Annotated in this window: 20 protein-coding genes; 12 read left to right on the top strand and 8 right to left on the bottom strand. The window is 72.4% G+C overall.

Features of this window, described 5'->3' with window-relative positions:
• The first annotated feature begins 24 nt into the window (after positions 1 to 24).
• The 4 genes from BAY60_RS06080 to BAY60_RS06065 all read left to right on the top strand — a co-directional run bounded on the left by BAY60_RS06080 (position 25) and on the right by BAY60_RS06065 (position 4,541).
• Positions 25 to 720 (top strand): YcnI family copper-binding membrane protein, encoded by a 696-nt coding sequence (locus BAY60_RS06080; RefSeq protein WP_112279794.1) that lies wholly within the window; start codon positions 25 to 27, stop codon positions 718 to 720.
• Positions 717 to 1,301 carry a copper resistance CopC family protein gene (locus BAY60_RS06075; RefSeq protein WP_112279793.1) on the top strand — a complete coding sequence of 195 codons (585 nt, stop codon included), beginning with the start codon at positions 717 to 719 and terminating at the stop codon, positions 1,299 to 1,301. The genes BAY60_RS06080 and BAY60_RS06075 overlap by 4 nt, the downstream gene beginning before the upstream one ends.
• Entirely contained in the window at positions 1,298 to 2,320 is a 1,023-nt protein-coding gene (locus BAY60_RS06070) for a copper resistance D family protein (RefSeq protein ID WP_112279792.1), read from the top strand. The genes BAY60_RS06075 and BAY60_RS06070 overlap by 4 nt, the downstream gene beginning before the upstream one ends.
• Before the next feature lie 121 nt (positions 2,321 to 2,441).
• Positions 2,442 to 4,541, top strand: a complete 2,100-nt coding sequence (locus BAY60_RS06065; RefSeq protein ID WP_245992345.1) for an ATP-binding protein — start codon at positions 2,442 to 2,444, stop codon at positions 4,539 to 4,541.
• A gap of 213 nt (positions 4,542 to 4,754) precedes the next feature.
• Here BAY60_RS06065 and BAY60_RS06060 read toward each other — a convergent pair whose 3' ends face one another.
• Both BAY60_RS06060 and BAY60_RS06055 read right to left on the bottom strand, forming a co-directional pair.
• Positions 4,755 to 5,642, bottom strand: coding sequence for a phosphotransferase enzyme family protein (locus BAY60_RS06060; protein ID WP_112279791.1), 888 nt, complete (start codon positions 5,640 to 5,642; stop codon positions 4,755 to 4,757).
• 61 nt (positions 5,643 to 5,703) lie between these two features.
• Positions 5,704 to 7,071 carry a helix-turn-helix transcriptional regulator gene (locus tag BAY60_RS06055; protein ID WP_112279790.1) on the bottom strand — a complete coding sequence of 456 codons (1,368 nt, stop codon included), beginning with the start codon at positions 7,069 to 7,071 and terminating at the stop codon, positions 5,704 to 5,706.
• Positions 7,072 to 7,392: 321 nt separating this feature from the next.
• On the opposite strand from BAY60_RS06055, the gene BAY60_RS06050 reads away from it, so the two are divergent.
• The 3 genes from BAY60_RS06050 (at position 7,393) to BAY60_RS06040 (ending at position 9,238) form a co-directional block, all read left to right on the top strand.
• Positions 7,393 to 7,728, top strand: a complete 336-nt coding sequence (locus tag BAY60_RS06050; protein WP_112279789.1) for a hypothetical protein — start codon at positions 7,393 to 7,395, stop codon at positions 7,726 to 7,728.
• Positions 7,729 to 7,741: 13 nt separating this feature from the next.
• Positions 7,742 to 8,170, top strand: a complete 429-nt coding sequence (locus BAY60_RS06045; RefSeq protein ID WP_112279788.1) for a hypothetical protein — start codon at positions 7,742 to 7,744, stop codon at positions 8,168 to 8,170.
• Between the two features lie 429 nt (positions 8,171 to 8,599).
• Complete coding sequence (locus tag BAY60_RS06040) at positions 8,600 to 9,238, top strand: TetR/AcrR family transcriptional regulator (protein ID WP_112279787.1); 639 nt, start codon at positions 8,600 to 8,602, stop codon at positions 9,236 to 9,238.
• A 73-nt stretch (positions 9,239 to 9,311) separates the two neighbouring features.
• On the opposite strand, the gene BAY60_RS06035 is transcribed toward BAY60_RS06040, so the two are convergent.
• Complete coding sequence (locus BAY60_RS06035) at positions 9,312 to 10,499, bottom strand: amino acid deaminase/aldolase (protein ID WP_170160311.1); 1,188 nt, start codon at positions 10,497 to 10,499, stop codon at positions 9,312 to 9,314.
• 85 nt (positions 10,500 to 10,584) lie between these two features.
• Between BAY60_RS06035 and BAY60_RS06030 the strand changes: the two genes are divergently transcribed.
• Positions 10,585 to 11,895 carry a D-arabinono-1,4-lactone oxidase gene (locus BAY60_RS06030; protein WP_112279786.1) on the top strand — a complete coding sequence of 437 codons (1,311 nt, stop codon included), beginning with the start codon at positions 10,585 to 10,587 and terminating at the stop codon, positions 11,893 to 11,895.
• Here the strand turns inward: BAY60_RS06030 and BAY60_RS06025 are convergent.
• On the bottom strand, positions 11,892 to 12,545 hold the full coding sequence (locus tag BAY60_RS06025; protein WP_112279785.1) for an NAD(P)H-binding protein: 654 nt from the start codon (positions 12,543 to 12,545) through the stop codon (positions 11,892 to 11,894). The genes BAY60_RS06030 and BAY60_RS06025 overlap by 4 nt on opposite strands.
• Before the next feature lie 20 nt (positions 12,546 to 12,565).
• Positions 12,566 to 13,207, bottom strand: a complete 642-nt coding sequence (locus BAY60_RS06020; RefSeq protein WP_112279784.1) for a hypothetical protein — start codon at positions 13,205 to 13,207, stop codon at positions 12,566 to 12,568.
• Between the two features lie 313 nt (positions 13,208 to 13,520).
• Between BAY60_RS06020 and BAY60_RS06015 the strand changes: the two genes are divergently transcribed.
• From BAY60_RS06015 to BAY60_RS05995, 4 genes are all read left to right on the top strand, one after another.
• On the top strand, positions 13,521 to 14,591 hold the full coding sequence (locus BAY60_RS06015) for an HpcH/HpaI aldolase/citrate lyase family protein (RefSeq protein ID WP_112279783.1): 1,071 nt from the start codon (positions 13,521 to 13,523) through the stop codon (positions 14,589 to 14,591).
• On the top strand, positions 14,588 to 15,445 hold the full coding sequence (locus BAY60_RS06010) for an HpcH/HpaI aldolase/citrate lyase family protein (protein ID WP_170160310.1): 858 nt from the start codon (positions 14,588 to 14,590) through the stop codon (positions 15,443 to 15,445). The genes BAY60_RS06015 and BAY60_RS06010 overlap by 4 nt, the downstream gene beginning before the upstream one ends.
• 54 nt (positions 15,446 to 15,499) lie before the next feature.
• A complete protein-coding gene (locus BAY60_RS06005) occupies positions 15,500 to 16,732 on the top strand; it encodes an MFS transporter (protein ID WP_112279782.1) in 1,233 nt (410 codons plus the stop codon).
• 304 nt (positions 16,733 to 17,036) lie between these two features.
• On the top strand, positions 17,037 to 18,074 hold the full coding sequence (locus BAY60_RS05995; RefSeq protein ID WP_112279781.1) for an LLM class flavin-dependent oxidoreductase: 1,038 nt from the start codon (positions 17,037 to 17,039) through the stop codon (positions 18,072 to 18,074).
• Between the two features lie 37 nt (positions 18,075 to 18,111).
• Here BAY60_RS05995 and BAY60_RS05990 read toward each other — a convergent pair whose 3' ends face one another.
• From BAY60_RS05990 to BAY60_RS05980, 3 genes are read right to left on the bottom strand one after another with little or no spacing between them, the layout of a single operon-like run.
• Positions 18,112 to 19,494, bottom strand: coding sequence for an amidase (locus BAY60_RS05990; RefSeq protein ID WP_112279780.1), 1,383 nt, complete (start codon positions 19,492 to 19,494; stop codon positions 18,112 to 18,114).
• Positions 19,495 to 19,507: 13 nt separating this feature from the next.
• The gene (locus BAY60_RS05985) at positions 19,508 to 20,281 is read right to left on the bottom strand and encodes an SDR family NAD(P)-dependent oxidoreductase (RefSeq protein ID WP_112279779.1); all 774 of its coding nucleotides are present in this window, start codon (positions 20,279 to 20,281) and stop codon (positions 19,508 to 19,510) included.
• A gap of 3 nt (positions 20,282 to 20,284) precedes the next feature.
• The gene (locus tag BAY60_RS05980; protein ID WP_112280746.1) at positions 20,285 to 21,076 is read right to left on the bottom strand and encodes an ABC transporter ATP-binding protein; all 792 of its coding nucleotides are present in this window, start codon (positions 21,074 to 21,076) and stop codon (positions 20,285 to 20,287) included.
• Positions 21,077 to 21,080: the final 4 nt, after the last annotated feature.

Below are 21,080 nucleotides of genomic sequence, written 5' to 3'. Positions count from 1 at the left end.
CTCTTGTTCAGGAGAAATACTCATATGTCGACATCTCGACGAATTCGCCGTGCGCTCGTGCTCACGGCGGCGATCGCGGGAACCGGGCTCGCCGGTGCGGGGATCGCCTCGGCGCACGTCACCGCCAACGTCTACGGCAGCCAGCCGGAGAAGGGCGGCTACGGCGCCATCGTGCTGCGCGTGCCGAACGAGGAGGAGCAGGCGGGCACTACCAAGCTGAAGGTGACCTTTCCGGAGGGCACCGAGCTCACCTCCGCCCGCACCCGGCCGGTGCCCGGCTGGAACGCCGAGATCAGCACCAGGGGCGACGTCGTCACCGCGATCACCTGGACCGCGCGTCCCGGCAACGAGATCCCGGCCGGGCACACGTCGTACCAGGAGTTCGAGTTCGTGGCCGGGCCGATGCCGGAGAACACCGACACGCTGACGCTCGCCGCGGCGCAGACCTACTCCGACGGCACCGTGGTCAACTGGGACCAGCCGGCCACGGGTGGTGAGGAGCCCGAGCACCCGGCTCCCGTGGTGGAGCTGGCCGAGCCCTCCGGAGACGGCCACGGCGCCGGTGCCGCCGAACACAGCGAGGCCGAGCCCGGCACGCAGGCGAGCGGCAGTGACACCACGGCGCGCTGGCTCGGCGGCGCCGGGCTCGCCGTCGGAGCGCTCGGTCTCGGCGTCGGGGCGGGCGCCACCCTGCGTGCCCGGAAGCGGGCGTCGGCGTGAGGCGGCTCCTGCTCGTCGCCGGGGTGGCGGTGCTGGCGCTGTTCGGCGCCGCCGCCCCCGCCTCCGCGCACAACGTGCTGATCTCCTCCGACCCGGCCGAGGGCGCCCGCCTCGCCGAGTCGCCGCAGTCGGTGACCCTGACCTTCGACCAGCCGGTGCAGGACGCCGGTGTCAACCAGGTCGCGGTGACCGGGCCCGACGGCGGCCAGTGGGCCGGCGGCGGCATCGAGGTGAACCGCAACGTGGTCACCGCGCCGCTGCGCCCGCTCGGGCCCGCGGGCGAGTACGTCATCGGGTTCCGCATCCTGTCCGCCGACGGGCACCCGGTGTCGGAGGAGATCCGGTTCACCCTCACCAAGGCCGGGCCGGGCGCCGCTGCCGGCTCGCCGTCCTCCGCCGTGTCGGAGGCGGCCCCGCCCACAGGCACGGCCCAGGCCCCCGCCGCCGAGGACACGAGCGACGAGGGCTCCTCCGGCGGCGTGCCGGTGTGGGTGTGGATCGTCGGCGCGGTCGTCCTGCTGGGCATCGGCGTCACCGTGGCCCTGCGCATGGGCTCGGGACAGGACGACACCCGCTCATGACGCGGGCCGGGGCCACCTCGCCCGTCCCGATCGGCCCGCTGGTCAGCGTCGCCACCGCGGCGCTGGCCGGGGTGCTGCTCGGCCTCGCGCTCGGCGCGACCGCGCCGGTCAGCGGCGTGACGGACGCGGGCGAGGTGGTCTCGGTGGCGATCCCGGTCACCCGGGTCGTGCTCGACCTCGCCGCCGCCACCGCCATCGGGCTGGCCCTGCTGCCGGTGCTCACCGGCTACGACCGGCCCAGGCTCAGCGAGCCGGTGCTCGCCCGCGGCAGGCCGGTGGCGGTGGCGGCCGCTCTCGTGTGGGCGGTCGCGGCGCTCGTCTCGCTCGTGCTGCAGGCCGCCGAGTACCGGCCCGGCTCCGGCACGGTGTCCTTCGCCGATCTCGGCGAGTACGTCCGGACCGTGGCGGCGGGCAAGGCGCTGCTGATCGTGGCCGCACTCGCCCTCACGCTGGCGGCGCTGAACGTGCTGGCCGTGCGCCGCGGCGAGCGCGTGCCCGCCGAGGTGCGCGCCGGGCTCGGCCTGTTCACCCTGCTGCCGCTGCCGGTCACCGGGCACGCGGGAACCTGGTCGTTCAGCGACCTCACGATGGTCTCGATCGAGCTGCACGTGCTCGCCGCCGTGGCGTGGACGGGCGGGCTCGGCGCGATGGTGGTGCTGCTGGCCGCCAACCGCACCCTGCTCGCGCACGCCCTGCCCCGGTTCTCCCGCCTCGCGACGGTGAGCGTGCTGCTCACTGCGGCGACGGGGCTGTTCAACGCGCTGGTCCAGCTCGCGATCGACCCGGCGACGGACGTGTGGACGAGCCTGTTCGGCACCCCGTACGGGCGGCTGGTGCTCGGCAAACTCGCGTGCCTCGCGGCGATCGGCGCACTTGGTGCGTACCTGCGGTGGCGGCTGCTGCCGAGGATCGTGCGGCACGAGCGCACCGCGCTGGTGCAGTGGGCCACACTCGAACTCACCGCGATGGCGCTGGCGTTCGGCATCGCCGCCGTCCTCAGCCGCGCTCCCGCCGCGTGAGCACCGCCGTTCGCCGTCACCCACTGCTCTGGACGGCGTAATTCCCCCGCTTCCGCCGTATCGGCACCACCACGGTGAGCGATGATCACCGCGGTTTTCCTTTCGGGCAGGAGGCACGCGCGTGACCAGCAATCCGTCGGTGCCCCTTCAGCGGGGCGCCGGTGTCACCGTCGACGCGGGCGCGCAGCCGGATCGCGCGGGCCCGCCCGCGCCGCGGCAGCTCAAACGGCCGCCCGCCAGGTTCACCAACCGCGTCGGCGAGCTGGACACGCTGCGCCGGGTGCTCACCGCCGACGGCGGCGACCGGCCCTCCGTCCAGCTGATCACCGGACCGGGCGGGGTCGGCAAGACCGCGCTCGCGCTGCACTGGCTGCACGGCCTGCGGGACGACTTCCCCGGCGGGCACCTGCACGCCAGCCTCGGCGCGTTCGACCCGACCGGGCCCGTGGCCGTCGGCGAGCTGCTGGGCCAGTTCCTGCGGGCGCTCGGCGTGCCGGGCAGCAGGGTGCCGCTCGACGTCGAGGAGCAGGGCGCGCTGTACCGCACCCTCACCGCTCGTACGCCCCTGCTGGTGCTGCTGGACAACGCCGACTCCGAGGCGCAGGTGCGGCCGCTGATCCCGGCCGCGCCGGGCAGCCTGGTCGTGGTGACCAGCAGGCGCTCGCTGGGCGGGCTGACCGTGGCCGAGGGCGCCCGCCTGCTGTCGCTGGAGCCGTTCCAGGCCGAGCACGGAATCGCCCTGCTGCGCGCCGCGCTCGGCGAAGATCGGGTGGATACTGAGCGGGCACACGCCACGACGATCGTCCGGCTCACCGCGGGGCTGCCCATCGCGCTGTGCTCGGTGGCGGCGCGGCTCGCGACGAAGCCCCGTGCCTCGCTGGCCAGGACCGCCGCGGACCTCGGCGTGGGACGGCGCAGGCTCGCGGTGCTGTCGGCCCGGCACGAGGAGGACTCCGTGCAGGCCACGTTCGACCTCGCCTACGACGCGCTGCCGCCCGAGGCCGCCCGGCTGTACCGGCTGCTCGGTCTGCATCCCGGCGCCGAGGTCAGCACCGGCGCGGCGGCGGCAGCGGCGGGCCTGCCCGTGGCGGACACGGTGCCGCTGCTCGACGAGCTGGTCGAGGTGAGCATGCTCACGGAGCCGGACGAGGACCGTTACGTCTTCCACGACCTGCAGCGGCTGCACGCCGTCGAGAAGGCCGAGCGGCACGACAGCGCCGACGAGCGCGAGGCCGCGCAGCTGCGCATCCTCGAGTGGTACCTGCGCGCGGCCCGCTCCACCGAGCACCTGGTGACCCCCGACCAGGAACCGATTCGCTACGAGTACACCCAGCGCAGGCCGGACCCGTCGTCGCTGCCGGCCACCGGCGAGGCGCTGGACTGGCTCGAACGGGAGCGGACGAACCTGCTCTCGGCCATGCGGACGGCGGCCCAGCTGGGGCTGCCGCGACTGGCCTGGCAGCTCGGCGACGCGATGTGGCCGCTGTTCCTGCTCCGCAAGCACTACCGCGACTTCCTCACGGTCAGCCAGCTCGGCGCCCGCTGTGCGCGCGAGTGGGGCAACGCGTACGCGGAGGCCATCATGCGCAACCGCTGTGGCGCCGCGTGCCGGGGCGCAGGGCGGTTCGCCGAGGCGATCGAGCACTACCGCGGAGCACTGGAGACGCTGCCCGCCGATGGCGACCAGGCCGCCGCGATCAGGTCCGTCGAGGGCCTCGGCCTGGTGGCGCTGGCGGAGGGCAGGCTCGGCGACGCGCTGCGCGAGTTCACCGACGACCTGCGGCGCTCCCGGGAGCTGGGCCGCGAGCACGACGTCGCGCTCGCGCTGGTGAACCTCGGCGTCACCGAGACGAAAGCGGGACGTGCCGCCGAGGCGATCGGCCATCTGGAGGAGGCGAGGTCGCTGCTCACCGAGCAGGGCGACGCCTACAACGTGGCCAGGGCGCGCATCGATCTCGCGCGGGCCCTCGGCCATCAGGGGCGCTTCACCGAGGCGCGCGGCCACGTGACCGACGCCGAGGAGGCCATGCGGCGGCACGGTTCGGTGTTCGAGCAGGCCCGCGCCATGCAGGTGCTCGCCGAGGTCGCCGAGCTGGAGGGGCGGGCCGACGAGGCGAGGAGGCGGTACGAGCTGGTGCTGCCGATCTTCACCGAGCTGGGCAGGCCGGAGGCCGGTGAGGTGGCGCAACGGCTGCGCGACGTGGGCGGCACCAGCACCTGAGCGCCGGTCGTTAACACAGGGTGTCCGCAACTTGCACGTTGGACCAACGATTCGCTCGCCAGAGGTGATCGGTTCAACCGAAATTGTCACGCAGTGCCACCGGAATACCCGCAAACGACGAACGGTCAGTTCTTAGCGCTGAATGCGCCGAAAAATCGTTCCGGACCGTTGTTCACGCCGGACGAAACGGTCCCGCGGCACGCATTCCTCCGTTCAGCGGTACCGGACCCAGCGCGTGTGCTGGCGGCCCGCCCGAAGGTCGTCGAGCCTGCGGTGCAGCTCGTGCCGGACCGAAGGATGGCTGCGCAGGATTGGCAGGACGCTCGTGGTCAGCTTGAGCTCGCGGGCGGCGCGGAGCACCTCGAAGCCCTCCCAGCGGACCACGTCGAAGCCGTACGTCTCCGCCAGCCCCCGGTACCAGGCCGAGGGGTCACCGAAGCGCTCCCGGCCCACGGCGAGCGGCGTCAGGTCCCATTCCGGCGGGCCCGAGCAGGCCGAATCGAAGTCGCACAGCACCGGCCCGTCCGGGCCGACGATGACGTTGCCGGGGTGTGCGTCGCCGTGCACCAGCGCACGGGGCAGGGCGAACGTCACCGTCTCCAGGCGCTTCTGCACCTCGTCACAGCGCTGGAGCAGAAAGCGCCGGTCGTCGGTGTCCAGTTCCTCGGCGTCGGCGACCCTGGCCCGCACGTCGGCGAGCGGCGACCACGCGCCTACGCCGTCCGGAGCAGGCAGAGCATGCACCCGGCGCAGCAGCCGGGCCAGCTCCGCCGACGTCGCCCTCCGCCCGGTGTCGGGCACGCGTTCCCACACGGTCACGACGTGCTCGCCGACGTGCAGCGGCTGGGCGGCGCCGTCCAGCAGCCGGATGGCGGGCACGTCGTGAGCGGCGAAGTGCCGCGCCACCGCGACCACCTTGCGGGCGCGGTGGCGCAGCGCACGGGATCCCACGATGCGCACGACGACGGGGTCGCGGGCCAGCGAGTACACCGCGTTGTTGGTGAACCGCAGCAGCGCGGCGCCCCGGGCGTCGAGCCCGAGGCGGGCGCAGGTCTGCGCCAGCACCTCGTCGAGCTTGTCCCTGGTGAACCGGCCGTCCACAGCCGCCGCGCCCCTGAAGGGGACCCCTCCTCGCTCTCGGCCTTCCCGCCGCGCCGTCACCTCACGCGAAGAACGCGTTCATGCGATCCACGAAGTCGCGGGCGTCGGCGTTGTTGCTGCGCCGCACGGCCTCGTCCTTGAGCGGCCGCATGCGCTGCTCCACGCGGGCCGACTTGAGGCCCTCGGCGCAGTCCAGCGCCTTGCCGCCGACCTTGACGCCGTGGTCGATGTCGCCGTCAATCATGTGGTTGGTGGCGAGCATGCTCAGGTTGAACGTCTTGCTCCTCGCCATGTCGTCGCCGTAGGAGTCGATGGCCTTGCTCAGGGCCGGGATGGCATACCTGGTGTGCGCGTTGTCCGCCGACTGCGCGAGCGCGGTGTGCACCGTGCCGATCATCGCGTAGACGTCGGTCTCGTTGAAGAACCGCACCCACGACTCGGCGTTGGCCAGGTCGGCCCGCGAGAACTCGTCCCTGGTCCGGTTGAGCAGCTTCACCGCCTGCTCGGCGTTGCCCATCATCGCGTACGCCCACGCCTCGTTGGCGCACAGCACCGCCACCGCCAGCTCGGAACCGGACTCCTGCGCCGCGATCTGGCCGAGCTGGAACAGTTTCAGCGCGTCGTTCGGCGCCTCCTGGTGCAGGTACACCCGGCCCATCCGGTACAGGATGTTGGCCACGAGCGGGTGGTTCTCGCCCTGTTTGGCCAGGTCCAGCGCGTTGGCGAAGTGTCCGCGCGCGGAGTCGATGAGCCCGATGTCGAACGACGTCCAGCCCGCGAGACTGTGCAGGTCGGCCAGCGCCACGTAGAGCCGGGACTTCACCAGCTCCGTGCCGCTGGCCTGGAGCATCTGCTGTCCCCACGACAGCTGCGCGACGACGGCGTCGCGACAGAACCCTCCGCCGTACTGGTAGTCGAGCGCGCGCAGCGCCCTGGTTGCCGCTTCCACCTGCCGGACGTCGGTCATGCCGATCCGTCCAGGTGCGGGGGTCCTTGCGGGACTCGCCGCCCAGGCGTTGGAGGTCGGCCCGAAGACCGCGGCCCCCATCGTCACCTGTGCGGCGTGCGCGAGGAACTTCCGCCGTTTCACGGACTCGTCCTCCTCAGCCTGCTGCTCGTCGGCCGCGCCGACGACCTGAATCTCCGTGGCCTCGTCGTAGGCGAGGCCCATGAATCCACGAGGGATGCCCAGGCCTTCGGAGATCCGCGCGAGCACGTCATAGGCCATGACCTGCCTGCCCTTGAGGATCTCCGAGACCTCGGACTGTGACTGGCCGGTCATCGCGGCGATCTGCCGCTGCGAGATGCCGTGCTTGCGCAGTTGCCGATAGACCTCACTGACGTTGCGCGCCGCGAGGGCGTCGCGCATCTCCGGTGCTTCCCAGAGCTCCGGATTGATGCGACCCTGCTTCGCGTCGTTGGCATCCATCTGCGCGCCTCCACAGTCCTGTCGGGCGTCGGTATGCAGCGTAGGCACCCCCATTCAACCGCGCGAAACGCTGTTTGTGGGAGCTGATCGGCCGGGCCGAACTCCTTTGACCGTTTAACGTCGAACTCGCGCCGGTCGCCGCTATGACGCCCACCGAGGCTTCTTTCGCCGTTCTTTTCGTCGCAATGTAGTTCGCAGACCTTCGTGGCCGGACGAACACGGTCCGCAGTCACGGAGAGCGACCAACAACCGAAGACTCGAGCGTTGAGACAGCGTGAGACCCAGGGGCGCGGAGCCGCCCGGGAGAGAGCGGAGAAAGACGTGGAGTTCGTGCACTCGATCACAGCAGGCCGTGCTGCGACCGGCACGACCACCGTGCGCCGACCCCCGGTAGGCGAGAGGCCGCGCCAGCCCCTGTCGTCAGCGTCGGCGACGGACCCGCGCGCCGCGAGCGCCCGCCGGTACGAGGGCGGACAGGTCGTGTGGCGTGTGCAGTGCGGTGACCTCATCAGTCGCGAGCGCTGCGTGACGGTGTTCGTGGACGACGGTGAAGTGGTTCTCGTCGGTCCCCCCGGCGAGACGGCGCGACTGTCGGCAGGCCAGCTCGGCCAGCTGCGGGCCGCGCTCAACGAAGCCGCCAAACTGGCGGAAAGGTAACGGTGAGTTCCAGGTGGATCAGATCCTCGGGCAAGTACTCCGCAATGCGGTGTGGGAACGCCTCGACATGCTCTCCGACCTCGCGGACCGCGCGGACGCCCCGTCCCTGGTCTCCGTCGCTCGCTCCGAGCTGCCCCGGCTGACCGAGGGCTGGCGCGCGATGCTGCGGGCGCACGAGCCCGACGAGCGAGGCGACTGCCCCACGTGCTCCACCCGGTGGCACAGGTGCAAGGCGCCGTGCTCGGTGTGGCAGGTGGCGCACGAGCACCTCGTGGCAGGCGGGCTGGCTCCGCAGCAGGACTCGCGGGGCAGGGTGCGCCGCCGTTCCACGGAGCAGGTCCACGGCACGCAGGCCGAGTCCCAGCAGGTGCCGCGCCAGCAGCAGTCGGGCAGGCACGCGCTGGTCCCACCGCCGACTCCCCGGCACGCCATCGCCGGATGATCCCCGCCCGGTAGCGGCCCCGAAAGACGGCGAGTTCGCTCGCCGACCGGCGGCCGGTTCGTCCGTACCCCCGAGCGCGATGAGCCGGCCGCCGGTCTCCCCGGTCCCCCACTGTTCCCCGATTAATCGAAGGAATGTGACGTAACCCCTAGCCAACGGCGTAATCCGTCGTTAGGTTGATGATCAGATCGTCGCCGCACAATTGCATATCGCAAGCTGTGGACATCCCCGCCCCACCATCCCGCGCCCACAGCGCGGCCCCGAAGCTCCGCGGGCCGGTGCCGTTGCACTCCCCCTCCCCCGACCGGCACCGGCCCGCGGTTCCCATGTTCCGGCCCTGTGCCTCTGGTGAGTCCGAAGTGTTCACTCGACCGTGACGCGCGGTGTCGACACGATAAAGTCGCTGACCTGCACAGCGAGGAGCACGACGTGTCCGACAAGCAGGCCGCGACCCAGGCCGAGACGACGCCACTGCGTCGGCAACCCGTCCAGCAGCGCAGCGCGAAGCGTGTCGAGCGGATGCTGGACGCGAGCGCCGAACTGCTGGAGGAGATGGGCTACGAGGCCCTCACCACGACGCTGATCGCCAAGCGGGCGGGCGTCGCGGTGGGTTCGCTCTACCAGTTCTTCCCCGACAAGCGCGCCGTCGTCCAGGCGCTGACACAGCGGAATCTCGAACGGTTCGTTGCCGCCGTGAGCGAGCGGCTGAGCACGCTCGACCACCGGCACTGGTGGGACGTGGTCGACTCGCTGCTGGACATCTACCTGCAGATGCACCGCGAGGTTCCGGGATTTTCCAAGGTGCACTTCGGCGACGTGGTGGACCTGCGCCTGCTGGACGACCAGCGCACCAACAACCGCGTCATCACCGACTCCCTGGCCAACCTCGTGACACGGCATGTCGACTTGTCGCCAGAAGAGGTCACCCTGCCCATCTCGATCGCGGTCGAGGCGGCCGACGGCCTGCTGAACTTCGCCTTCCGGGTCGATCCACAGGGCGACCCCGAGGTCGTGACGGAGACGAAAGCCCTGATCAAGGGCTATTTGGCCAGCCGGTTCGGCGAGTAGTCCACAGGCTTTGTCCACAGCTGTCCCCAGGTGTGGACGAACCGCGTGTTGGGCCGGCACGCCGCCGACGGGCTCAGCCGAACGACTGGCCCTCGCCGCGATACGTCGGCACCGTGCTCTCCACCCGGTCACCGTTCACCAGGTGGTAGTGGCTGAAGCGCTCGGCGAGTTCGCCTGCCTTGGCGTGGCGGAACCACACGCGGTCACCGAGGCGCAGGTCTCGGGCGGCGGCCCCGGTCACCGGCGTCTGCACTTCACCTGCCCCCTCCACCCCGAGCAGCCGCAGGCCCGGGGGCAGGTACGGCGTCGGCAGCCGCGACGGCCCCGCCTGCCCGGAGGCGACGTAGCCGCCGGAGAACAGCGTGGCGATCGTCCGGTTGGGCCTGCGCACCACGGGAAGGGCGAACAGCGCGGCAGGGCGCGGGCTGAACCGCGTGTACCGCGAGAACAGCGCGGGCCCGATGAGCCCCGATCCGGCGGTGACCTCGGTGACGGCGCGCTCGGCGCTGGTGGTCTCCAGGCTGCCGGTGCCGCCGCCGTTGACGAACTCCAGGTCGGCAACCCGGCGTACGGCCGCCACCGCCGCCGCCCTGCGGCGGGCCAGTTCGGCCGCCGAGCGCCGCTGCATCCAGCGCACCACACCGCCACGCAGGCCGGGAGCACCGTCGGGCACGCCGGCGATCTGTCCCTCATAGGCCATCAGCCCCGCGAGCCGGAAGCCCGGCCGCGCGGTGATCTCACCGGCGAGGGCCGCCGCCTCGGCCGGGGTGAACACCGGCGAGCGGCGGGTGCCGACATGCACACCGGGCAGCGGCCGCCACGACGCGTCGAGTTCGAGACAGACCCGGATCTGCGGGTGATGCCCGCCCAGCGCGGCGTCGACGACGTCGAGGTGCTCGCTCGAGTCGACCATGATCGTGATCGCGGCGCGGGCACCGTCATCGGCGGCGAGCCTGCGCAGCGCGTCGTGGTCGACGGTGGGGTAGGCGACGACGAGGTCGTCGCTGGTGCCCTGCTCGTACAGCCACACCGCCTCGGACAGCGAGTAGCACAGCAGCCCGGCGAACCCGGGCCGCGCGAGCACACGGTCGAGTAGGTGCCTGCATCGCACCGACTTGCTCGCCACCCGCACCGGACGGCCCGCCGCGCGGTGCACGAGGTCGTCGGCGTTGGCGTCGAACGCGGCCAGGTCGACGATCGCCAGCGGCGGGTCCAGATCCTTCGTCGCGACGTCGTACGGCGCGGCGTTCACGGAGGTCACAGCCGTTACCGTACGTCAAGAACGGTTGAAACGCGAATGCTATTCACTTATGGTGGCGAAACGTCACCGATGGTGGGAGCCGGCCTTGACAACATGGACGAACTGGGCGGGAACGGAGAGCGCCCGGCCACGCCGGGTGCACCGGCCCCGCGACGCGGCGGAGCTGGCCGAGGTGGTGACCGGGGCCGCCGTCGACGGCCGCAGGGTGCGCCCGCTCGGCAGCGGGCACTCCTTCACCGGCATCGCCGTCGCGCCCTCCGATGCCATCGACCTGACCGCCTGGAAGGGCGTCATCTCGGCCGACGTGGAGGCGGGGCTGGTGACCGTCCGCTCGGGCACCACGTTGCGCGAGCTCAACGCCGCGCTCGACGTGCTCGGGCTGGCGATGACGAACCTCGGTGACATCGACGCCCAGACGATCGCCGGCGCCATCTCCACCGGCACGCACGGCACGGGTGCGCGCTTCGGAGGGCTGGCCACCCAGGTCGCCGCGCTGGAGATCGTCCTGGCCGACGGATCCATCGTGACGTGCTCCCCGCGGCTGCGGCCGGACTTGTTCGCCGCCGCCAGGGTGGGGCTCGGCGCGCTCGGCGTGCTCAGCACGGTGACGCTGCGCTGCGAACCGTCGTTCGTGCTGTCGGCCCAGGAGGGCCGCATGCCCACGGACCGGGTGCTCGCGGAGTTCGACGAGCTCGTCAAGACCAACGACCACGTCGACTTCTACTGGTTCCCCTACGGCAAGTACGCGCTGGTGAAGCGCAACAACCGGCTCCCGGCGGGCACGCGGCCCCAGCCGCTGTCGAACGCCAGGCGGTTCGTGGAGTACGCGGTGCTGGAGAACGTCGCGTTCGGCACGCTGTGCAGGCTCGGCAGGGCGGTGCCGCGGCTGGTGCGGCCGCTCGGGCGGCTGGCCTCGGCCGCCATCTCCACCCGCGAGTACAGCGACGCCTCCCACCGGGTGTTCGCCACGCACCGCGACGTGCGGTTCGTGGAGTCGGAGTACGCGGTGCCGCGGGAGGCTCTGCCCGGTGTGCTCGCCGAGCTGCGTGCGCTGGTGCCGACCCTGCCGCACCCGGTCGCGTTCCCGGCGGAGATCCGGGTGGCGGCGGCCGACGACGTCTGGCTCTCCACCGCGTACGGGCAGGACTCCGCCTACGTCGCCGTGCACCAGTACGTCGGCATGCCGTACGAGGAGTACTTCGCCGCGTTCGGCAGGATCGCCCGCGAGGCGGGCGGCAGGCCGCACTGGGGCAAGCTGCACGACATGGACGCGGCGGCACTGCGGGAGCGCTACCCGCGCTTCGACGACTTCCTGCGCGTGCGCGCCGAGGTGGATCCGAACGGCGTGTTCACCAACGACTACCTGGACCGCGTCCTCGGCCCGGTGAGCTCCTAGAGGCGAGCGATGGCTTCCTCGATGGGCGTGTTGCCACTGGTGAGTTCCAGCGTGCGCCCGGCGGTCACCGCGTCGGCGGCCAGCTCCAGCAGCACGGCGGCGACGTCGTCGCGCGGCACGTCGGCCCTGGGCACCGACTCGGCCAGATGCACCGAACCGGTGCCCGGCTCGTCGGTGAGCCTGCCCGGCCGCAGGATCGTCCAGTCGAGGTCGCGCGTGCGCAGGTCCTCCTCGGCGGCGGCCTTCGCCCGCAGGTAGGCGGCGAACACCTCACCGACCGCGGCCTCGTCGATGGGTCCCGCGGCGCCCATGGAGCTGACCTGCAGGTACCGGCGGACCCCGGCGCGCTCGGCGGCCTCGGCGAACAGCACGGCCGCGGCGCGGTCGACGGTGTCCTTGCGGGCGATGCCGCTGCCAGGACCGGCCCCGGCGGCGAAGACGGCGACGTCCGCGCCGGACAGCACGGCGGCGACCTCGTCGACGGTCGCGTTCTCCAGGTCCAGCACAGCGGGCTCGGCGCTCACCTCGCGCAGGTCGGTGGCGTGGTCGACGTTGCGGATGATGCCCACCGCCTCGTCACCGTTGGCCGCCAGCAGCTGCTCCAGCCGCAGCGCGATCTTCCCGTGCCCTCCGGCGATCACGACTCGCATGGCAAGCGACGGTACCGGTACTACTCGGCCCCGGCAGGAACGTCCAGGGACACCAGCTGCTCGTAGACCATCTCGTTGACCCAGCGGGACACGGCGTCCTCACCGAGCAGGATCCGTTCGGTGCGGCCCTCCAGGTCGAGGTTCACCACGGCGTTCTCGTCGGCCGTCACCACGGCGAGGCCGTACGCACGCGCCCGCGGCAGGCAGTTGTCCACGTAGTCGTGGGACAAGGTCGCCGAGGTGGGCAGCACCACGGCCGCCTCGCCGTAGCGGGCGAACGGCACGGTCGCGGCGAGGCCGGTGCGCCAGTGCCGGGCGACGGCGAGCACGCCGACGATCTGCGCGGCGGCGGGTGGCGCCGAGTCGGCCATCTCCGGCCAGACCCAGGTGGACACGCTCGCCCTGTCGGTCACCGGGCCGATGCCGGTGGCGATGCGCTCGGCGTGCGCCTCGGGCCGCAGCCGCGCGACGACGTACACCCGGCGGCCGAACAACGTCAGCCGGGGCAGCAGCGCGCCGCTCCAGCCGAGCTGCGCGACGGCCTCGGTCGCCAGCTCGTCGGCGCTCGCCGGCAGCTCGATCGGCGGGACCATGCGGGCCGGCGTCGACCGCGTCCCTTTCGAACCGCTCGTCAGCGCGGTCTGCCCAGGTGTTACCGCCACGAAGTCCGCCTCCCTCTGCTGCGTTGTGCGTGCACGTGCTCGCCGTGCCACTCGAAAGCGGCACATGACTTGAGTACCAGCGGGAACGGGCGGGGTCTGCGGGGTAACCGCGGACCTGCGATCGACGGCGCTGAACGGTCGGTGATCGGTCGGTGGGCGGTCATCGGACTTCGGCCCGGCAGTGCCGCCGGATGGGTGACAAGCGGCTGAGCGGCGCATCCGGCGAGGTGCGACCGTGGTGACATGCGCCGCAGCCACGGCCCGATCCCGCGGGATAGGGTCTGGCGGCGACTGACCCTGTTCTGGAGGATCGATGCGCTCGCCGAAGGACTTCTTCGCACCGCTCGCGGTCGGTGCACCGGAACCGGTCCGGCAGATCCCGGTGCTGCCGTCGAGGATGATTCACTTCTTCGACCCGGGCAACGAGAAGATGGCCGGCAAGGTTCCCGAGCTCGCGAAGAAGGTCGACGTCCTGCTCGGCAACCTGGAGGACGCCGTCAAGGCCGACCGCAAGGTCGCCGCCCGCGAGGGCCTCGTCCGGATCGCGAAGGCGAACGACTTCGGCGGCACCCAGCTGTGGACCAGGATCAACAGCCTCGACTCGCCGTGGGCGCTCGACGACCTCATCACGCTCGTCACCGAGATCGGCGACAGGCTCGACGTCGTCATGGTGCCCAAGGTGGAGGGCGCCCAGGACATCCACTACGTCGACCGCCTGCTCGCCCAGCTGGAGGCGCGCGCCGGGCTCGGCAGGCCGCTGCTGGTGCACGCGATCCTGGAGACGGCGAGCGGTGTGGCCAACGTCGAGGAGATCGCCGGCGCGAGCCCGCGCATGCAGGGCATCTCGCTCGGCCCCGCGGACCTGGCCGCCAGCCGCCGCATGAAGACCACGCGGGTGGGCGGCGGGCATCCGGGCTACCTGGTGCGCACCGACCCGGTCGGTGACGACCTGCACACCGGGCGCACCACCTACCAGCAGGACCTGTGGCACTACACGGTCGCGCGCATGGTCGACGCGTGCGTGCTGCACGGCATCCTGCCGTACTACGGGCCGTTCGGCGACATCCGCGACGTCGTCGCGTGCGAGGACCAGTTCCGCAACGCGTTCCTGCTCGGCTGCGTGGGTGCGTGGAGCCTGCACCCCGCGCAGATCGACATCGCCAGGAAGGTGTTCTCGCCCGCCCCGGAGGACGTGGCGTGGGCCCGTAAGGTCATCGCCGCGATGGGCGACGGCACGGGCGCGGTGATGATCGACGGGAAGATGCAGGACGACGCGTCCGTCAAGCAGTGCCGCGTCGTGGCGGAGCTGGCCGACGCGCTCGCCGCGAATGACCCCGAGCTGGCCGAGGCCTACGACGCGGCCACGAAGGAGGTGCTGTCGTGAAGCCGCGCCGCTCCGTGCTGTACATGCCCGGCGCGAACGAGCGGGCCCTGGAGAAGGCGAAGACGCTGCCCGCCGACGCGCTGATCCTCGATCTCGAGGATGCCGTGGCTCCGGACGCGAAGGAGGCGGCACGGGAGCGCGTGTGCGCGGCGGCGGCCTCCGGCGAGTACGGCTCCCGTGAGGTGACCATCCGGGTCAACGGGCTGGACACCGAGTGGCACGACGCCGACCTGCGCGCGGCCGCGCAGGCAGGACCCGCCGCCGTGGTGGTCCCGAAGGTCAACTCGGCGCGCGAGGTGCACAACATCGAGCGCGCGCTGGAACTCGGCGGCGCACCGGAGCACACGACGATCTGGGCGATGGTCGAGACGCCGGTGGCGATGCTGCACGCCGAGGAGATCGCGGCGGCGAGCGAGCGGCTCACCGCGCTGGTGATGGGCACCAACGACCTCGCCAAGGAACTGCACGCCGAGTTCGTGCCGGGCAGGGCGCCGCTGCTGGGCGGGTTGTCGCTGTGCCTGCTGGCCGCTCGCGCCACCGGCAAGGTGATCCTCGACGGCGTCTACAACGACGTGAAGGACATCGAGGGCTTCGAGGCCGAGTGCGTGCAGGGCAGGCAGTTCGGCTTCGACGGCAAGACGCTGATCCATCCCGCGCAGATCGAGCCGTGCAACCGGGTGTTCGCGCCCTCCGAGGGTGAGGTCGCCTACGCGCGCCGCATCATCTCGGCGTTCGAGGAGGCCACCCGGGCCGGGCAGGGCGTGGTGACCGTCGACGGCCGCATGATCGAGAACCTGCACGTCGAGAACGCGCGCCGCATCCTCGGCCTCGCCGAGGCCATCGGGCAGGCCTGAAACTCGGTTGCCCCGCAGGGTGGCGCTGGCTAGCGTCACCGGCTCGTGGGGGTCATGGGGGTTCGTGGTGGCTCGGCCGCGGCCCGGCCGCGGCTGGGCCGCGACTTCGCGACCCTGTGGAGCGCCAACGCGTTCACCAACGTCGCCGACGGGGTCGGCATCGCCGCCGGCCCGCTGCTGGTGGCCTCGCTCACCGACGACCCGACACTGGTCGGCGGCGCCGCGTTCGTGCAGTTCCTCCCGTGGCTGCTGTTCTCACTGGTCAGCGGTGCCTATGTGGACCGGCTGGACCGGCGGCGGCTGCTCGTGGCGGTCAACGTGCTGCGGGGGCTCGTCATCGGTGGGCTGGCCGTGGTGGTGTGGTCGGGCGCGGCCACGATCGCCGTGGTCTACGTGGCGTTCTTCCTGCTGGGCACGGCGGAGACACTGGCGGACAACGCCTCGACCACGCTGGTGCCGATGATCGTGGACGACGCGGCGCTGCCGAGGGCCAACGCGCGCCTGATCGCCCTGCACTCGGTGGTGAACCAGTTCGCGGCGCCGCCGTTGGGCGCGGCCCTGTTCACGGTCGCCGAGGCCGCGCCGTTCGGGCTGAACGCCGTGGCGTTCCTGCTGGCCGCGCCGATCCTGGCGATGGTGCGCCGGGTACCGCCGGTCAAGGCGGAGCGGCGGCCCCTGCGGGCCGAGATCGGGGAGGGCCTGCGCTGGCTGTGGCGGCATCAGGTGCTGCGGATGCTGGCGACCTCCATGTGCCTGATGAACGTCACGATGCTGGCGGCGTTCGCGATCCTGGTGCTCTATGCCCGGCAGCGGCTGGGCACGGACGCGGTGGGCTACGGCCTGCTGCTCGCGGCGATGGCGGCGGGCAGCCTGCTGGGCGCGATGGTGGCGAGCAGGCTGCAGGCGCGGTTCCCCGACTCGGTGCTGCTGCGCACCGGCCTGGTGATCGAGACGCTGACGCACGTCTTCCTCGCGCTCGCCGAGGTGCCGTGGGTCGCCGCCGTGACGCTCGTCGTCTTCGGCGTGCACGGCTCGCTCTGGGGCGTCGTGGCGACGACGTGGCGGCAGCGCGTGGTGCCCGACCACCTGCGCGGCCGGGTCAACAGCGTGTACCTGCTGTTCAGCGTGGGTGGCGCGGCGATCGGCAGCCTGGTCAGCGGGCCGCTGGCGGACACGTTCGGCATCACGGCTCCGTTCTGGTGCTCGGCGGCGGTAATGACAGTGCTGACGGTGTTCGCGTGGCGCTCGTTCGGGCGCAGGCTGCTGGAGCGCCCGGTGCGGGAGTGATGCGGCGGCCCGGGGAGTCAGCGGTGCCGTGGCCAGTGGGCGCCCAGGTACGGCCTTGGGTTCGCCCGGACCCAGCCATCGAGAAGTTCGCCAGCGCTTTGGCCTGCGCACCTCCCGCGGGCAGGTTCCGCTTCGGCACGAACACCAGGACCACGTCGCGCTCAGAGGCGAAGTCGGCCACATTCTCGGTGACCACCGCCCGGCCCTCGGCCCGGGCGCGATCGAAGCGCAATAGCGCTACACTCCTGCCTGCTCCCGAGTAGGTGGCCCGGAATTTCGGCTCCGTGGCCGCGTTGCACTGGACGTGAGCACGCAGCCGGTGCCGGTTCCGCTTTCCGTTCTCGACCGCTCGAGCACCCGGGTGGGCCAGGAGCCCGCCGCGGCGCTGCGCGACACCGTGCGCTTCGCCCGGCAGGCGGAGGAGCTCGGTTACCACCGGTTCTGGGTGTCGGAGCACCACAGCGTGCCGGGTGTCGCCGGATCGGCGCCGACCGTGCTCGCCTCCGCCGTCGCCGGTGCCACCTCCCGCATGCGCGTCGGCACCGGCGGCGTGATGCTGCCCAACCACCAGCCGCTCGTGGTCGCCGAGCAGTTCGGCGTGCTGGAGGCGCTCTACCCCGGCCGGATCGACCTGGGGCTCGGCCGTTCCGTCGGCTTCACCGCGGGTGTGCGGGGCGCGCTCGGGCACGACAAGGACGCCGCCGACCGGTTCGGCGACCAGATCCGCGAGCTGCTCGGCTACTTCACCGGCGAGCAGCGGGTGCATCCCGGCGTGCATGGCATCCCGGCCGAGGGCCTGCGGGTGCCCGCCTTCGTGCTCGCCACCGGCGCGGGCGCCGACCTCGCAGCCGAGCTGGGCCTGGCGCTGGTCATCGCCCCGATCGGCGGGCTCGGCAAGGCGGCCGAGCGGATCGCGGGCTACCGCGCCCGGTTCCGGCCGTCGGCACTGTGGCCCCGCCCGTACGTCGTGGTGTCCAGCGCCGTCGCCGTGGCGGACACGACAGCCGAGGCACGCGAGCTGCTGCTGCCCGAGGCGTGGTCGATGGTGCACGCCCGCACCAGGGGCGTGTTCCCACCGCTGCGCCCGCCCGGCGAGCTGCCCGAGCCCACGCCGCGCGAGGCCCGGCTGCTGCAGGAGTCGCTGCGGGGACAGATCCACGGCACCGCCAAGGAGGTGGCCGGCGAGCTGGCCACCCTGGTCTCCCGCACGGAGGCCGACGAGCTGCTGGTCACGATGAGCACCTACGACCGCGAGCGCATGCTCGACTCCTACACGCGGCTGGCCGAGCTGGCCACGCCAACGCAGAACTCGCGGGCCCGAATGCAGAACTCGCGGGCCTGAGCGCAGGACTCGCGGGCCTGAGCGCAGGACTCGCGGGTCAGAGCGGGCAGGGGCGCTGGGGAGGGCGGAGGCGTTCGAACGCCGCCGCCGCGCGCAGCACGGCGAGGTCGGCGAAGCGGCGGCCCGAGATCTGCAGGCCGATCGGCATGCCGTCGGCGGTGTAGCCGCAGTTCAGCGACACGGCGGGCTGGCCGGACATGTTGTACGGCACCGTGAACGCGATGTGCTCGAACGGCCGCGCCGGGTCCCCGGTCGGCGACGGCTGGTCGAACGCGGGCGCCCGCACGGGGCACGTCGGTGCGAGCACGACGTCGAAGCCGCCGGTGGCCCGCAGCGCGGCGACCGCCATCGCGTCGATCTGCGCGAAGCCCGAGTACACCTGCTCGCCGGTCAGCCCCGCTCCCCCGGCCACCCACTCGGCGATGTAGGGCAGGATCCGCGCGCGGCGCTCCGCCGGCAGCTCCGCGAACTCGACGGCGAAACGTGCCCGCCAGAACCGGTCGAGCCCGTCGAGCATCTCCCTGGTGAGAAACGGCGGCACGGGTTCCACGAACGCGCCCACGGCCTCGAACCGCCGCGCCGCGTCCTCCACCGCCGCGCGGATCTCCCCGTCGACGGCCAGCCCCACCCCCGCATCGAGCTGCACGCCCACGCGCAGCCCCGCGGGGTCGCGCTCCACGTCCAGCCAGGGAATCTCCTCGAACGGCAGGCACAGGTGGTCGCGCGCGTCGGGCAGCGCGAGCACGCTCATGAACAGCGCCGCGTCGGCGACGGTCCTGGTCATCGGCCCCGCCACCCGGCCGGGATAGGGCGGGAACACCGGCACGCGGCCGAAGCTCGGCTTGAACCCGACGATCCCGCACCAGCCCGCGGGCAGCCGGATGGAGCCGCCGATGTCGGTGCCCGCGTGCAGTGGCCCGTATCCGGCGACGGCCGCCGCGGCGGCGCCCGCACTCGATCCGCCGGGCGTGCACGCGCGGTCCCACGGGTTGCGGGTGGCGGTGTGGAAGCTCGAAAGGCCGGACGTGAGCATCCCGTAGTCGGGCATGGTCGTCTTGCCCAGCAGCACGCCGCCACACTCGCGTACCCGCGCCGCCGCGGGTGCGTCCTCCGCGGCAGGGGTGAGCTCGGTGGCCGCCGTGCCGAGCGGCGTCGGCGTGCCCCGGGTGGCGATGTTCTCCTTGAGCGTCACCGGGATGCCGTCGAGCGGCCCGAGCGGCTCCCCGGACTGCCACCGCCGCCGCGACGCGCGGGCCGCCGCCCTGGCGACCTCGGCGTCGGGCGCGTAGAGAGCGGACAGCATGGGTTCCAGCCGCTCGATCCTGGCGAGGACGGCCTCGGTAACCTCCACGGGGCACAGCGTGCCCGCGCGGTACCCGGCCACCAGCTCGGTCGCCGTCAGCTCCGTCAGCTCCGCCATGGCACTGCCGCCCTCACGCGCCGGGCGGTGAGTACCGGCCGTCCACCGCCGTCCAGCCGCCGTCGACGAACAGCACGGAGCCGGTGACGAAGCTCGCCGCGGGCGAGGACAGGTACACCACCGCACCGGCCAGCTCGCCGGCCTTCGCCCACCGGCCGAGCGCGCTCTTGTCCGCGTAGGCCTGGTACCACGCGGGGTCGGCCTTGATGGGTTCCGTCAGCGGCGTCTCCACCACACCGGGCGCGACGGCGTTCACCCGCACCCCCGACGGCCCGAACTCGGCCGCGGCCGTGCGCACGAGCTGCACGATGCCCGCCTTCGTCGCCGCGTACGGCCCCTGGCCCGGCTCCACGAGGAGACTGCGGATGGACGAGAACACCGTGATGCTGCCGCGCCCGCGCTCGGTCATGCCCTTGCCGAACGCGCGCAGCGTCTCGAACGTGGCCCCGAGGTTCAGCGCCAGCACGCGGTCGAACTCCTCGCGGCTGTAGTCGAGCAGCCGCTTGCGCACGTTCGCCGCCGCGGTGAGCACGACCGTGTCCAGCTCGCCCAGTTCCCGCGCTGCCCGGTGCACGGCGTCCTGGTCGAGCAGGTCGATCTCGTAGGCCTCGGCGGAGGCCCCTGCCAGGCTCGCCGTCTCCCCGGCGGCCGCGGTGTCGCGGTCCGCGCAGACGACGTGGGCCCCCTGCGCGGCGAGCGCCCGCGCGGCCTCCCTGCCGATTCCGCCGCCCGCGCCCAGCACGACGGCGCGCTGGCCGTCCAGGCGGAACAGCTTCTCGTAGTCCATGCCTCAGCCCTCCTCTGGTCCGGACAGCGCGGCGGACAGGCTCGGCGCCGCCGCGATCAACTCCCGCGTGTACGGGTGCCGGGGCTCGCCGTAGACGTCCCGCACCGGCCCCTGCTCGACGATCTCTCCCTGGCGCATCACGGCCACGGTGTCGCACACGTGCCGCACCACGGCCAGGTCGTGCGAGACGAACACCATCGTCAGCGCGTACCGCTCGACGAGATCGGCCAGCAGGTCGAGGATCTGCGCGCGCACGAGCACGTCCAGCGCGCTCACCGGCTCGTCCGCGACGAGCACCCCTGGCCGCGGAGCCAGGGCCCTGGCGATGGAGATGCGCTGCCGCTGGCCGCCGGAGAACTGGTGCGGATAGCGCCGTCCCGCGTCGGCGGGCAGGTCCACCGCCTCCAGCAGCTCCCGCACGCGCTCGAAGCGACCCGGTTGCCTGCCGAGGGGCTCGCTGATGATGTCGCGGACCCGCATCCTCGGGTCGAGCGAACCCATCGGGTCCTGGAACACGACCTGCAGCCGCGAACGCAGGAAGCCGAGCCGCCGTTCGGGCAGCGTGTCGATTCGCCTGCCGTCGAAGGAGATCTCGCCCGCGCTCGGCCGGTCGAGTCCCGCCAGCAGCCGGACCAGAGTGGACTTTCCCGAGCCGGACTCGCCGACGATGCCGAACCGGCTGCCCCGTGCGACGTCGAACGAGACGCCCCGCAGCGCGTGCACCTCGGGCCGCGGCCCGAACAGCGAGGTGCGCGGCCGCCGGTAGGTGCGCCACAGGTCCCGAACCGAGACCACCGAT

Source organism: Prauserella muralis, from assembly GCF_003202285.1.
Classification (GTDB): domain Bacteria; phylum Actinomycetota; class Actinomycetes; order Mycobacteriales; family Pseudonocardiaceae; genus Prauserella_B; species Prauserella_B muralis.
Note: the sequence above shows the minus strand (reverse complement) of the source record. Positions and strands in the feature narration are given on the sequence as shown.

Bases quoted from the DNA above. Each gene is read 5' to 3' on its own strand.
- BAY60_RS06080 (WP_112279794.1), top strand. From the start codon at position 25: ATGTCGACATCTCGACGAATTCGCCGTGCGCTCGTGCTCACGGCGGCG.
- BAY60_RS06070 (WP_112279792.1), top strand. From the start codon at position 1,298: ATGACGCGGGCCGGGGCCACCTCGCCCGTCCCGATCGGCCCGCTGGTC.
- BAY60_RS06055 (WP_112279790.1), bottom strand. From the start codon at position 7,071: ATGGATGCCAACGACGCGAAGCAGGGTCGCATCAATCCGGAGCTCTGG.
- BAY60_RS06025 (WP_112279785.1), bottom strand. From the start codon at position 12,545: ATGCGAGTCGTGATCGCCGGAGGGCACGGGAAGATCGCGCTGCGGCTG.
- BAY60_RS06015 (WP_112279783.1), top strand. From the start codon at position 13,521: ATGCGCTCGCCGAAGGACTTCTTCGCACCGCTCGCGGTCGGTGCACCG.
- BAY60_RS06005 (WP_112279782.1), top strand. From the start codon at position 15,500: ATGGGGGTTCGTGGTGGCTCGGCCGCGGCCCGGCCGCGGCTGGGCCGC.
- BAY60_RS05990 (WP_112279780.1), bottom strand. From the start codon at position 19,494: ATGGCGGAGCTGACGGAGCTGACGGCGACCGAGCTGGTGGCCGGGTAC.
- BAY60_RS05985 (WP_112279779.1), bottom strand. From the start codon at position 20,281: ATGGACTACGAGAAGCTGTTCCGCCTGGACGGCCAGCGCGCCGTCGTG.